The sequence below is a fragment of the Aeribacillus sp. FSL K6-2848 genome, from assembly GCF_038004325.1.
Lineage (GTDB): Bacteria > Bacillota > Bacilli > Bacillales > Aeribacillaceae > Aeribacillus > Aeribacillus composti.
The window spans coordinates 1490839-1503861 of sequence record NZ_JBBOQQ010000001.1 but is presented as its reverse complement, the minus strand read 5'-3'; the positions used below and the strand labels follow the sequence as shown (position 1 = coordinate 1503861).

The 13023-nt window shown below is 38.1% G+C and carries 10 protein-coding genes and 1 pseudogene; 3 read left to right on the top strand and 8 right to left on the bottom strand.

Annotated features, from left to right (window positions below):
• Positions 1-6: 6 nt before the first annotated feature.
• A complete protein-coding gene (locus NSS70_RS07420; protein ID WP_157727926.1) occupies positions 7-153 on the bottom strand; it encodes a hypothetical protein in 147 nt (48 codons plus the stop codon).
• 102 nt (positions 154-255) lie between these two features.
• Between NSS70_RS07420 and NSS70_RS07415 the strand changes: the two are divergent.
• Positions 256-597 (top strand): annotated as a pseudogene (locus NSS70_RS07415) (ATP-binding cassette domain-containing protein); the annotation flags it as partial.
• A gap of 577 nt (positions 598-1174) precedes the next feature.
• On the opposite strand, the gene NSS70_RS07410 reads toward NSS70_RS07415, so the two are convergent.
• Entirely contained in the window at positions 1175-2764 is a 1590-nt protein-coding gene (locus NSS70_RS07410) for a class I adenylate-forming enzyme family protein (protein WP_340881189.1), read from the bottom strand.
• A gap of 102 nt (positions 2765-2866) precedes the next feature.
• A complete protein-coding gene (locus NSS70_RS07405; RefSeq protein ID WP_340881187.1) occupies positions 2867-3268 on the bottom strand; it encodes an acyl-CoA thioesterase in 402 nt (133 codons plus the stop codon).
• A 304-nt stretch (positions 3269-3572) separates the two neighbouring features.
• Here NSS70_RS07405 and NSS70_RS07400 point away from each other — a divergent pair, with 304 nt between their 5' ends.
• Positions 3573-4817, top strand: coding sequence for an IS110 family transposase (locus NSS70_RS07400; protein WP_340733413.1), 1245 nt, complete (start codon positions 3573-3575; stop codon positions 4815-4817).
• A 105-nt stretch (positions 4818-4922) separates the two neighbouring features.
• On the opposite strand, the gene NSS70_RS07395 is transcribed toward NSS70_RS07400, so the two are convergent.
• The 3 genes from NSS70_RS07395 to NSS70_RS07385 all read right to left on the bottom strand — a co-directional run bounded on the left by NSS70_RS07395 (position 4923) and on the right by NSS70_RS07385 (position 9229).
• The gene (locus NSS70_RS07395) at positions 4923-5771 is read right to left on the bottom strand and encodes a fumarylacetoacetate hydrolase family protein (RefSeq protein WP_066251651.1); all 849 of its coding nucleotides are present in this window, start codon (positions 5769-5771) and stop codon (positions 4923-4925) included.
• A gap of 46 nt (positions 5772-5817) precedes the next feature.
• Positions 5818-6933, bottom strand: a complete 1116-nt coding sequence (locus NSS70_RS07390; RefSeq protein ID WP_066251654.1) for a cupin domain-containing protein — start codon at positions 6931-6933, stop codon at positions 5818-5820.
• Between the two features lie 934 nt (positions 6934-7867).
• On the bottom strand, positions 7868-9229 hold the full coding sequence (locus NSS70_RS07385) for an IS4 family transposase (RefSeq protein ID WP_340789351.1): 1362 nt from the start codon (positions 9227-9229) through the stop codon (positions 7868-7870).
• Between the two features lie 337 nt (positions 9230-9566).
• On the opposite strand from NSS70_RS07385, the gene NSS70_RS07380 reads away from it, so the two are divergent.
• Positions 9567-10787 (top strand): MFS transporter, encoded by a 1221-nt coding sequence (locus NSS70_RS07380; RefSeq protein ID WP_340881185.1) that lies wholly within the window; start codon positions 9567-9569, stop codon positions 10785-10787.
• 130 nt (positions 10788-10917) lie between these two features.
• Here NSS70_RS07380 and NSS70_RS07375 read toward each other — a convergent pair whose 3' ends face one another.
• Together NSS70_RS07375 and NSS70_RS07370 are read right to left on the bottom strand one after the other, a co-directional pair.
• The gene (locus tag NSS70_RS07375) at positions 10918-11412 is read right to left on the bottom strand and encodes a hypothetical protein (RefSeq protein ID WP_063386387.1); all 495 of its coding nucleotides are present in this window, start codon (positions 11410-11412) and stop codon (positions 10918-10920) included.
• A 759-nt stretch (positions 11413-12171) separates the two neighbouring features.
• A complete protein-coding gene (locus tag NSS70_RS07370; RefSeq protein ID WP_340881182.1) occupies positions 12172-12987 on the bottom strand; it encodes a metallophosphoesterase in 816 nt (271 codons plus the stop codon).
• Between the last annotated feature and the right edge of the window lie 36 nt (positions 12988-13023).

Genomic DNA, 13023 nt, shown 5'->3' with positions numbered 1-13023 from the left:
TTAAAATTAATGAATTTTTCGGTTTGGTTTTTTAACTTCATTTCTTTTGCTAATTAATCCTGCCCCGCAACAGAACCAGCAAGTTTCTAATTGAAATCCTAATATTCCTGTTCCATCACAAGCTTTACATCTTTCTTTATTATCTTCTGTCATATGTTTTCCTCTCCTTCTACCGAAAAATGTTTCAATGCAAACCGTTTAATATACCGCCCGTCTTTTTCTTTGTAACCAAAGAAGTCATCCACTTCCCTCGCCCAAACTTTATCTGTTGAAGAAAACATTCTGATGATCGACAAGAAATATAGAAACAATACCACTGTCTCAGCAGTATTAGAGAAAGTTGGATTGAATGGTTACGAAAAAAGAAAAATATATACTTTGTCCGGTGGAGAACAGCAAAGAGTAGCCATTGCGCGTCTGTTTATGAAAAAATGCAGTATTATATTGGCAGATGAACCGACAGGAAGCTTGGATAAATATAACGCCAATCTAGTGATGGAACATGTAAAAGAACTTAATAGATTAGGAAAGACCATTATATTGGTTACACATGATGAGGAATTAAAAAAGATGGGAGATGTTATCATTGAATTATAAAAAAAATTGTTGTCAAATTTTCTTTATATATCGGCATCCACACTTATGCCAATGGCCAATTGGTGAAAACATATGCGAAAGGATTCGAACAAAACCCATTAGGTGATTATGCGAAAAACGAATCAGATATGGTTCTTACAGTATATGAAGCTCCCCTTTTCCAGACATATACCAATTTATCAATAAGTAATAGCAAAGATAAAGTGGATTTAATTGTTTTGACCCCTCTTTATATGGTCTTATTGTAAAAGATGATGAAAAATATAAACATATTCTTCAAAAAAAGCAAAATGCTATTAACGAAATAAAATCCGTGGCAAAAAAAGAATGGGGTTTAAACTTTTAAAATGAAAAAGAGAACTAGCACACAAAACATGAACTAGCACCCATTAAAAGTAGCCCTTATGCGTTTTTGTTCAGAAAATAAGATCTGCTGGTGCAAACATTGGGGCAGCTTTTTAAAAAAGGTTTCTCAGACTTTTTTATTGATCTTTTGTGAGTTCTGGTCACGTTTGACCAAAGCATGTCGTTTAAAACAGGCAGACAACCTTTGTTCGTTGTCTGCCTTGATACATGCTTAATTTTCAGATAAGGATGCTGCTTCTGCTCTGACAAGCCCTTTTGAAATTTTTCCGGACGGAGTGGTCGGCAGTTCATCTTTAATCACTAAATATTCTGGAAACTTATACTTTGCAAATCCTTTTTCCTGCAAATATTCTTTAATTTCCTCCAGATCAATCGTTTCATTTTCTCGCAAAGAGACGAAGGCGCAGCCCCGTTCGCCTAGACGAGGATCCGGAACACTGACGATTGCCACTTGTTTGATTTTCGGATGCATTTGCAATGCTTCTTCAATTTCTGAAGCATGATATTTTAATCCGCCGCGGTTAATCGTATCTTTCGTCCGTCCGACGAAATGAAGGTATCCTTTTTCATCAAGCCAGCCTTGATCCCCTGTTAAAAAATAGCCGTCTTCCGTAAACGACTGGGCGGTTACTTGCGGATTTTTATAATATTCAATAAATAAGCTTTCTCCTTTAAAAGCGATTTCTCCTATTTCGCCCGTCGGAAGCGGTTTGTGCCGCTCATCTACAATGATGACTTCCCCGACCGGAGCCGGTCTGCCAACTGTTTCCCATGTTAACGAAGCTTCATCGCCCGGACGAGTAAAGGTTCCTGCACAAATTTCGCTCATGCCCCACTGAGCAGCTACGTCGCAGTTTAATGTAGCCCTAAGATCTTGAACCATTTTCGCCGGTATTTTTGTTCCCCCAGTTAAAATAAGCTGAGGATTTAAACCGCTTACATTTTGCTGTTCGCACTGTCTTAATAAGTCAATTAAATGTGCGGGTGCAGCAGTCAAAAAAGATACTTGTTTTTTTTTCAATAAGTCGATAATTTCATTTGATTTATATTCTCGATAAAGTAAATGCTTCGCTCCATATCGAAGGCTAATGATAATCATCGGCAGTGAAAACATGTGGCATAATGGAGTTAAACATAAAATGGTATCATTGTCCGTTATTTGATACTCCTTGCCATTTAGCAGATGGCACGGAACAAATGTCCGGAATGTATGAAGAACTCCTTTAGGATTGGACTCTGTACCTGATGTAAATAATATGATGCACGGATCATCAAAAGCCGGTAAGTTTTCATGTATGTCTTGATCAGAAACGGAATCAGGTTCTGATACAAGCAAAGCTGTGATACTTATGCTGCGGTCATTCTTCTTTTCCCCTGCCACCAAAACATGCTGTAAATGAGGAAGCTGAGCCTTCAATTCATGAGCAAGTTGTTCATGATTGAATCCCTTCCAATTGTCAATTGTGACAAACGCTTTCGCTTCACAATGTGAAAGCATATATTGCAGCTCTTTTTTCCGGTAGTTTGGACTAAGCGGATTAAACACTAACCCAATTCTCGATGCAGCAAGATGTACGACAACAAATTCCCAGCAATTGGGCAGCTGTGCAGAGATGGCATCGCCTTTCTTCAAACCTAGCTGTATAAAATGCCTCGCCAATCTTAATGACAATTGATTCAAATCTTCAAAAGTATAGAAATTGTCCCCTTCTGCAAAAGCAACACGGTCTTTAAATTTTTTTGCCGATTCTTCAATCAATTCATGAATCAGCACATTTTCAGTCATCCGGTTTGCTGCCATTCAAATCCCTCCCATCAAAAGTAGACGGAAAACCGCCTTCTTACATACATGGCGGTTTTCCGATTGAGTTTGTCAAAAACAACCTTTGCCTTCAGCTTAAAATTAAGACAAAAGGATGTTTTTGACATGTTCAGGAACAGGCACTGCTTTTGGCCGATCTTCTGCGACAGATGTCCATGCTCTCACTTCATGGCCTTCTGCTACAACTTGATCCCCTTTTTTAAACGTATGCTTGATTTTGAAAACTTTGTTGTTAACTTCTACTACTTCAGAATGGACAGCTACCTCATCATCATAAAGAAGAGGTGATTTAAACCGGCAAAATGCTTCCAAAAGCGGTGTAATGATCTTTTCATCCGATTGCAGCTTCGCCACAGGAAAGCCTGCGGAGCGCAGCAATTCATGCGAGGCTTGATCCATCCATCGGTAAAAATTCGGGTAAAACACGATGCCAGCAGCGTCTGTATCTCCCCACACTACTCTAAACGTATAAATATTTTTCATGTTTATATCCATTCCTTTCGCTTCGCTCAAGGCACAAAACGTAATGAAACAATTGTGCCACCGGCGTTATTTTTATTATTCTAAAGTCATAGGGATAACAGTCAACTACAAATCACGCGGAGGTGAGTGGGCCACTCTGGTTGCAGGGTGACCGCATGTTTATATGTGTAGATTGCCTTTCCAAGCACAAATAAGTGTGACTTCGAGCACGCAGACTTATCTTTGTATAAACAACTACTCGTTTATTGCTGGGCAATCAGTCAATGCTGTCTATCCCTATAATTCTCTGAAAGGATCATTCCCTATGGCCTTAAAAATTGTATACCCTATCTGTTGTGGAATCGATGTCCACAAAACCTTTGTTGTTGCCTGTATTGCCTCAACAATCAAAGGAGTTACAACTTACAAACGCCATCGCTTTTCTACCTATACAAAAGGATTGAATGAGCTGTCACAATGGCTTTGTGAAAATAACTGTAAGGATGTCTGTATGGAATCTACCGGGAAATACTGGATTCCTGTGTTTAATGTACTTGAAGCTTCCTGCAACATCACTCTTGCACACCCTAAGTACGTCAAGGCGATCCGTGGCAAGAAAACAGATAAAAAAGACGCCAAATGGATTGCTGATTTATTTAAGCATGACCTTGTGGCTGGAAGCTTTATGCCACCACTTGAGATTAGACAGCTGCGTGACCTTATGCGCTATCGTTTTAAACTGACTAATTTTATGTCAAGTGAGAAGAACCGTCTTCAAAACAGTTTAACCGTGTCTAACATCCAGCTTGGAAATGTTGTTTCAGATACCTTCGGCAAAAGCTCTATGAACATCATTGAAAAGCTCCTTAAGAACCCTTTAGACACTTCTTTTGATATTGAACCTTTAATCCACGGCTCCATGAAGAGTAAACTGCCTGAATTGGAGTTAGCCATTGACGGATTTATTACACCGGAGCAGGCTGAAAAATTAAAGGTGATGAAACAGCACTATGAAGACCTTCAATCTCGTAAAGCTGACCTTGAAAAAATAATTCTTTCCCTTGCCGCGTCCTACACAGAGGAAATGAACTTGATCTTAACTGTTCCGTCCTTTAAGAACATCTTTTCCGCCATTGCCGTGGTTTCAGAAATAGGTGTCAATATGAACGTGTTTCCGACAGCTAAGCATTTATGTTCCTGGGCAGGACTTACACCCACAAATAACGAGAGTGCCGGCAAGAAAAAGTCAGTAAGAATTTCGAGAGCAGGCTGCTACATCAAGCCTCTTTTGGTACAGTGTGCCACCGCTGTAGTCAAAAGTGAAAAACATCCCGAAATTCGAAACCGCTATTTGAAACTCAAAAAGCGCAGGGGTCACAAACGAGCAATTATTGCCATTGCACGTATGCTTTTAACAGCTATCTACAACATTCTCAAAAAGAAAGAACCATATAATCCGAATTTATATAAAAAAGCTGATGTTCTTCCAGTAAACCGTGAAATCACGGTAGAACAAGCTCTTTTATTAGCTAAATCCCAAGGGTTTCGTATAATTACTGTTGCAACCTAACCTTTATATCCAAATATTTCCATCAAGGTCATCGATCGATGGCTTATTTTACTATGCCCTCTATTTCAGTGGTCGCCCGTAAGAGATATTTCAGACTTCCACCTTCTAATTCTCATCTGCAAATTTTACGTTTACGGAAAATTCCCCCACACTTCCAACTTGAATGCGGACGACATCTCCATCACGGATCGGTCCGACACCTTCAGGAGTTCCGGTTGCGATAATATCCCCAGGGTTTAATGTCGAATAAGTCGATGCGACTTCCAAACATTTGTAGCAATCATAAATTAAATGCTTCGTGCTTCCGTCCTGGCGCAATTCTTCATTGACCCAGAGCTTCAATGAAAGATCATTTGGATTTTCAATCTCATCAGCCGTCACGATCCATGGACCGATCGGTGTGAATGTATCAAAAGATTTTCTCCATGTTCTCTCTTCATTTCCCCGGATGGAAATGTCCAATAAGGCGAAATAGCCGAAAATATAATCTTTTGCATCTTCATATTTAACATTTTTCGCTTTTTTGCCGATGACATATCCGAGTTCTGCTTCATGATCTGTTCTTCTGTCTTTAAATGGAAGCAAAATCGGATCGGACGGACCTGAAACAGATGACGGAGCTTTTAAGAACAGCGCAAGTTCTTCAATCGTTCTCGGAGCGTTGTTAAATTGTTTGTTCATCTCCTCTTGGTGCTTTTTATAGTTAACAGGAGCAGCCCATATTTTGCTTGGTGAAGGGACAGGCGCTCTAAAAACTACTTCTTCAAGATCGTACTGTTTTCCTTCTTGAGCTGCCTTTTCCAGTGTATCTTTCAATGAATCAAAATTTTCCATCAGCCTTACTAATGATTCATGCGGCTTTGTTTGATCCCAGTCAGCGGTAGTTGTTACATCTGAAACTTTTTGGCCTGTTACGATTCCTAATCGATTATCATTAAAAATGGCAATTTTCATAGGCACACTCCTCACTTAAATCGCTTCTGCACAATTTTTAATCTATTTACGGGCCTGGAGTAAATACTTTTTCAATTTTTTGATGCCCTTCCGGATGGGCCTCTTCATATTCTAATCCAAGAATGTCCATAACCGGCTTATCATTGAATGAGAACAAATAGGCGTCCTCCGATCCTTCATTGACATGCTCATGCCAGCTCCACGGCGGCAGAATGAAGAAGTCTCCTCTTTCCCATTCAAATTTTTGTCCGTTAATGACTGTGTATCCTTTTCCTTCAAGAACATGGTAAATGGCGCTGTGCACATGGCGATGCGCTTTCGTATGCTGGTTCGGCAGCAATCTTTGCATCATCGAACCGATTCTTTCATCTGCCGATCCTCCTGTTGTCGGATTGATGTATTCAATCGCATAACCATCATACGGATCTTCGTTTTCCTTTGGCGATTTACTCATTTGCTCTAAAACATATTTGGCGCGCTCCCATTTGTAGCCAATAATAGGAGAAGGATACCCAGGCTTTTCTTTTTTGCCTTTCGGAACGAACGCACCTTTTGCAAATTTTTCAGTTGAATAATTTTCAGGCGGCTGTTCAGGGTAAAATCCATTTTCATAAGGTTCGAAGAAAGAAGCAGCCAAATTTTTCACAAGTCCTACATCCAAACCGTCCAGCCAAATCATCGGTTCAGTTCCTTCATGTTTATGTTCATGCCATGTCCATGCAGGAGTAAGAATCATATCTCCCCGTTCCATGTACACTTTTTCCCCATTCACAGCTGTATAAGCTCCAGAACCTTCAATAATAAAACGGATCGCTCCTTGAGAATGGTGGTGCGAAGGAGCAAATTCCCCCGGCAGCAATAGCTGGATTCCGGCATACAACGTATGTGTCCCATATCCGACTAATCCATGTTTTAATAGATTAGGATTTTGCAAATAAACAACGCGCCGCTCAGCATCTTTTCCAGGTTCTAAAATTTCTCCCGCCTTCATAACATAATCGCGGATCGTTTTCCACTTCCATAAATATGGCTCCACATCATGAACAGGCTCTTTTGTCACCATGTGTCCTAAATCATACCATAGCGGACCTAAATAACTATTTTTCATCCCATCGTAATATTCTTTTAATTCTGTGTCCGTGATGACTTCTTTTTTGCTCATAGGAAACCCTCCCGAAAAATAAAATTGATCCAAAACTAATGATCATGTATGCGTTTCCATCAATCCTAAAAAAAAATTTTTATTTGTTCCTGATATAGGGAACTTAATTACTTAATTCGATATTAAAAAAGAAAATTAATATTGTCAATAGTCAGAATTTATTTTCTAAAAACCGGGCGGATACCTCACTCAGCAGTGCCTGTGCATTCTTTCCTCATTTCAATTCATCTGCTTAATATTTGTCTTTTCGCGCTAAAAAAAAAGCTTACAGAAAGTTTCGTTCTATTAAACTTTCATGCAAGCCTCATTTGTTTTGATTATAATCTTCGCTAAAATTCTGATACTCCAGTTTTTTCTTCTCCATTGAATGGTTACACCGAACTTTCCGCCTACAGCGTAGGATCAACTGGCATAGCAGCAGCATCATAGTTTCATAACTGTTGAATATTTCTCAATACTTCGTGCAAAAAATATTTTGGATCATTGTATATAACCTGAATTACCAATTGATCGACCTCGTGAAATATGAACCAATAAAAGGAGGACGCAATGCTTTACTGCCGGACAATGTATTTTTTATTAACTTTTTTAAACTATTCACGTACTTTCCACTTAATGAAGATAAATTGTAACAATTCCACGGTTTTTCTCTATGTTAGGTCAACTTCCGTAATCGGATAACGCATCTTCTGCCGTTTTTTTAAAACTTATTTGTTTTTCCTCTCTTTTCCGCTCACAATCACCCGCTGATTTCGAAAACTTATTTTCCTAGCTCCTGTTTCATTGAAAGATTTCCAATGGCATGGAAATCGATTCCTTCATTCTGGGAAATATTAAATCCCAAAATATCGAATATTTTGTTTTGAAATAGAATATGTTCCATTTTGAATACTAGAATCAAAATGAACACATGTTAATAAAATTTATTATTTACTCAACTTTCGCACACAGAAATATTTAAGCATTGCTTGATATAATTAGGTATAGTGGCCAACCATTTATTCATTTGATTTTTAAAGATGTCCATGTTCAAAGAAACCTCGGCTTCCGCCAAAGTTTGGAAAAGGTCAATAAGTGATTGAAGGGCAGTAATAAAATCTATGTCTTTTACATCTTCGCAAAGGATGTAAAAAAGGTTGCCAATCGTCTTAGGATCCTCCTCTTTTCGCATTTGCCAAGCAATGAGAATATATCGTGTAAAAACAATGGTTGTATGGCTAATTAACATGTCGTAGGAACGTCCCTGGAATTCTTTCTCTAAATTTAAAAGGGATTTATTGCATTTGAAGAAGACTTCAATGTCCCAACGCATGCCGTAAATACGAATGATCTCTTCATTTTCTAATGTTGTATCTGTGCTGAGAATGGCAAGCCATTCGCTCCGTTTATTACGGTTTCGTACAAATAGAATTTTTACTGGAATTCCATTGTCTAAAGTAGCATAAACGGATCCGAGAATGTCTTTTTTACCCATGTGAGGTTTTGCCAATTTGTAAAGTTGATTCAGTGTGAAACGTTCACCATTGTAAACGTATCGCTGCTTTAATTGCTTCACCAAGCCAATGACAAATAACCCTTTGTTCGTAATCTTCTCAATTAAAGGCGCTTGTGTAAACCAGGAATCCATGAGAACATAGTCAGCTACAATCCCTTTTTCAAGCGCGTGATCAAGTAAAGCTGAAGCCACGTCCGGTTTTGATTTCAGAGCTTCCTGGCGACGCTTATAGCCAGATGTTCGTTTATCAATATTGGTATTGATTTCTTGCAGGCGATTTTCCTTTTTCGGTGAACTTAGAAGAGCAAAATCAACGGGAATAAAAGTAAAACTATCGGTCCAGCCAAGGGTAAGCATTTGAAACCCTTTCAAGTACTGATGGGTAGAGTGATCAAAAACCTTAGCCAACAGTTCAACCGACTTACTACGGTTTCTTGAAAAGACAGAATCATCAATCACAAAAGCTGTGACACGATCTTTTGAAGTTAATGGTTGAAGCAGACGGATCATTTCACTGCTTAATGAAAGCAGAAACTTTCTCCAATGATAGGTTGGTGTATTTAAAAAGCGATAGACTGTATCCTTTCCGGGCAGATCCTGAGATCGTTTACTCATAAAAGCACGAAACCAGTTCTTATATTGGAAGACTAAAAGAAAAATCAGTTTGAAAACAGTAAGACAAGAATACCCGGAAAGTTTCGTAATATTCGCTTTTCTTAAATGATATCCAATATTTAATTCGGAAAATCCTTGTTTAATTTCTTTTGGTAATTGCGCAAAGTAGTCTTTATTCGTTATCATAGTGGTGACACCTTTCTTTTGGATTTGGTTTCGTCACCAATATTTTACCAAAAGAATAGGTGTCTTTCTTTATGTTTTAAAAAATGTCAAATGATAATTTTGTACTTCCCAAAACCATTTACATCAAGCATTTAAACAAGATTTTGGACTGCGAAAGCTGAGTTATTTAAATAGTGAATATTTTAATAGAAAGCGGTGAAAAACAATGGATAGCCTTCGTTTCACCGCTTTCTTCATACCATTTGCACGATTCTTTTATTTTTTTAAAAAAAGGTGTACAATTAGTTTGTTGTTTAAAAAGTCTGAAAAAATGATTTTTTTCAAAGAAGGGACAAATATGGAAGAAGCAAAATTATGGACGAAAAATTTTTTTAGTATTTCAATTTGTAATTTTTTTCTTTTTATGAACTATTATTATTTGCTGGTCACCTTGCCGATCTTTGTCATTCAAGATTTAAAAAGCAGCGAAGCTGAGGCTGGCTTAATAGCAATGGTTTATTTATTTGCTGCAATCGTGACTCGCCCGTTCGTCGACCAATTTATGGAGAAACTTGGAAAACAAAAAATGTTGATTATTTCCTTGGTCATTTTCTTGATCGCATCTATTTCTTATTTGTTTGTGAGCTCGATTGTCTTATTATTGATCATTCGTTTTCTTCATGGAATTGGTTTTGGGATTGCGACAACCGCAACAGGTGCGATTGTGGCAGATATCGTTCCGGAATCGAAAAAAGGAGAAGGAATGGGATATTTTATTTTATCTTCCAATGTCGCCATGGTGATTGGACCGTTTTTAGGGCTTACCTCGTTAGATCATTGGGGTTCTTTTGTCATGCTCGTCATTGCCCTTATTTGTTCCGTTGGGGCGCTTTTGACCGGGGGAATAGTTAACCTGCATGAAATGAAGCCGAAACTAAATAAAAGAGAACTTTTCAAAGTGAATTTCAGCTTTGAAAAACTTGTAGAGGTATCAACATTCCGCATTGCGTTGATTGCTGCCTTTTTAGCTTTTGCTTATTCGACTGTATTATCGTTCGTCTCCGTTTTTGCGGAAAAAATGAATCTTGGCGCCGGTTCGAATTTATTCTTCGTCGTGTATGCAATCGTTTTGCTCATTTCCCGGCCGTTTACCGGAAGGTGGTTTGACCGATACGGCGCAAATGTCATTGTTATCCCATGTATCGTTTCATTTGCCTTCGGATTATTTATATTGAGCATGGCAAATACATCCTTCATCTATTTGTTAAGTGCAGTATTTATCGGTCTTGGATGGGGAACTTTGTTTCCAAGCTTCCAAACAATGGCTATACAAATTGTTCCCCCAGCGAGAAGAGCGGCATCTCTCAGCACCTTTTTATCGATCTTTGACATCGGCATTGGCCTCGGATCGTTTTTAACTGGAGCAGTTGTTGTCTTTACTGGATTTGAATCTTTATATTTTTACACTTCGCTTTATGTGTTGGTAGGTTTAATTTTATACTGCCTCTTTGTACAGTCTCGTTTTGCCAGAAAGCCGAAAAGTTTGGAGCACGATCGAAAATCTTCTCTTCAACAATAGCCCCCTTTAAGCAATGGGGGCTTTATCATTGCTTTAATCCTATTTACTCTGAGATTTTATCTAGTTGAATTAATCATCATCAGTGCTTTTTGGGGGTTATTGTTAGAAATATTGCAGCTAACCAGACTCACTATTTTGCAGCAAAATTTTCTGATGACGCCTCCTGTTCGATATATTGTTTAACTAATTTATAGCAATCATCAATATGTTTATTTCCTAAATATTTCATCGTTGCAAAGCTAATCCCGGCCGAAACCCCTATTCCAATGAGAGGAATAAGTTTGCTCGTCTGTTTTGCCGCCATCCGGGTTGCAGCTTTTTTCACCAAGCTCAGCACCAATTTTTTGCCAATTGTTCTTCCGATGAGTTCATTTCCTAATGAAGTTGCCAGTACGATAATGAGCTCTTTTGTTTTCGCATCCAATTGATCAACTTGCTCTTTTGATAAACCAAACTTTTGATTAATTTCATTTAGCAGATCTTTCACAAGTGCAGCATCCACCGTCACATCAATACCCGGAATTGGAACAGCTGCAGCAATAGCAGAAACAGATGAACGTCTATTCACTAATTTACGGCATTCTTCCCGAATTTGATCCAATTGTCCGATCGTTTTTGGCAGCATTAAAAAACCTCCGTTCCTAAATCATTTCTTCTGTCATCGCTTCAATGACTGCGTCGCTATGTAAAAAGAAGGCGACAAATTTAATCACCAGCCAATTCAAAGGGAAACGGCAATAAGAACGTTGCAGCCGCAAATATTTTTGAAATCTTTACTTTCTCCCTTTAAAGCTCCTGCTAAAGCTTGCGATTAGAAATAGTTTTTGCTTTTTCTCCATTAAATACCCCAATCGTGAAAAAAATCTTTTCTCCGCCTCCTTATAGGAAGAGTATACCATGTTTATAGGCGTTCAGAAATAAAGTCATCGACAAAAAAACCGGAGAAACGAATGAAAGGATGAAGTTAAAAAACTAATAAGCGCTCACAAAAAATTTTTTGTGAACTCAAGATCGTTGAAAATTCCGATTGATCAACACGCTGAACAATGGAAAAGCAGCAAGTATTGTTTATTCAATTTTACAATGGGAGCAAAAGGTGTGATTGCTTTATATTTTTTCATCGATTCATGCATTTCTATTAGAGGAAAAGCGTAAATTTAACTTTAGTTATTAGCAAATGTGGATCTTAGTAGATTCTGTGATTAACCTTTTATAAATAACAAATAAACGGAAAGCTGACTTTATTAAAGATACAAGAAAAAAACTCTTTTTTGCAAAAAGAAAAAAGCAGGAGTTCATCCTGCTTTAGCTATTGAATCATCTTCAACATTGTAGGGAAAACTTCACAATCTTAACATACAATTTTAGAGATATGTTAAAAATACTATGAAAATTGATGAAACGTAATCTCAGGGCGGCTGCCAATTCGGATGTTCACTCCTGTTTGTCCTAGGCCTTCGCTAATATAAAACGGCCGCTCGTTATGGTAATGGAGACCTTTAATAATGTTCATTCTTGGAAGCTTGCCTTTGAAAAAAAGATGGTACGGCTTTGGCAAATTGATTTGTCCGCCGTGGAAATGACCGGACAGCAAGTAATCAAACGAAATGTTTTCCATTTCAAGAATAACGCTTGGATCATGGGTCAGCACTAATCGCATTCCTTCTTCTACTCCGTGAAAAGCTTTTTGAACATAACTGCGGTTTGTCGTGTAATCATCAATTCCAATAATATTCAAGCATTCTTCTTCAAGCTGAATGGTCACGTGCTCATTTTGTAGTGTTTTTATCCCGTAATGCTGCAGCATTTTTTTCAAAGTTTCAAAGTCTTCTTCCTTTAAAACATAATCGTGATTGCCGAACACAGCATACGTGCCGTACGTTGGATTTGTTTTTCTCAATACTTCCAAGTATGCGGAAAGTTTTGGGATGCTTCTCTTCCGGTCGAGAAAATCACCTGTCAGTGCAATAAGATCAATTGGTTCTGCTGAAATCAGCTCATCTAATTCCTTTGGGCTGATCGATAAGTTTTCTAGGTGTAAATCAGATAGATGGAGTATTTTTATATTCTTTGCAGAAGCTTTCCTATCGGGGCAGCGAACTGTGATTTTCTTAACAGCTACATCCTTTGTATTTTTATTTCCTTTTATTAAAAAGAATATGAAAAGTCCAAGAAAAAATAATATAACAAAAAATAGCATAACCAAACTCCTCTCTCCCCCAAGTATAACGAACCT

What these genes read in the sequence shown, in the direction of transcription:
- NSS70_RS07420 (WP_157727926.1), bottom strand. Translation starts at nt 153, where the DNA reads ATGACAGAAGATAATAAAGAAAGATGTAAAGCTTGTGATGGAACAGGA.
- NSS70_RS07410 (WP_340881189.1), bottom strand. Translation starts at nt 2,764, where the DNA reads ATGGCAGCAAACCGGATGACTGAAAATGTGCTGATTCATGAATTGATT.
- NSS70_RS07405 (WP_340881187.1), bottom strand. Translation starts at nt 3,268, where the DNA reads ATGAAAAATATTTATACGTTTAGAGTAGTGTGGGGAGATACAGACGCT.
- NSS70_RS07400 (WP_340733413.1), top strand. Translation starts at nt 3,573, where the DNA reads ATGGCCTTAAAAATTGTATACCCTATCTGTTGTGGAATCGATGTCCAC.
- NSS70_RS07395 (WP_066251651.1), bottom strand. Translation starts at nt 5,771, where the DNA reads ATGAAAATTGCCATTTTTAATGATAATCGATTAGGAATCGTAACAGGC.
- NSS70_RS07390 (WP_066251654.1), bottom strand. Translation starts at nt 6,933, where the DNA reads ATGAGCAAAAAAGAAGTCATCACGGACACAGAATTAAAAGAATATTAC.
- NSS70_RS07385 (WP_340789351.1), bottom strand. Translation starts at nt 9,229, where the DNA reads ATGATAACGAATAAAGACTACTTTGCGCAATTACCAAAAGAAATTAAA.
- NSS70_RS07380 (WP_340881185.1), top strand. Translation starts at nt 9,567, where the DNA reads ATGGAAGAAGCAAAATTATGGACGAAAAATTTTTTTAGTATTTCAATT.
- NSS70_RS07375 (WP_063386387.1), bottom strand. Translation starts at nt 11,412, where the DNA reads ATGCTGCCAAAAACGATCGGACAATTGGATCAAATTCGGGAAGAATGC.
- NSS70_RS07370 (WP_340881182.1), bottom strand. Translation starts at nt 12,987, where the DNA reads ATGCTATTTTTTGTTATATTATTTTTTCTTGGACTTTTCATATTCTTT.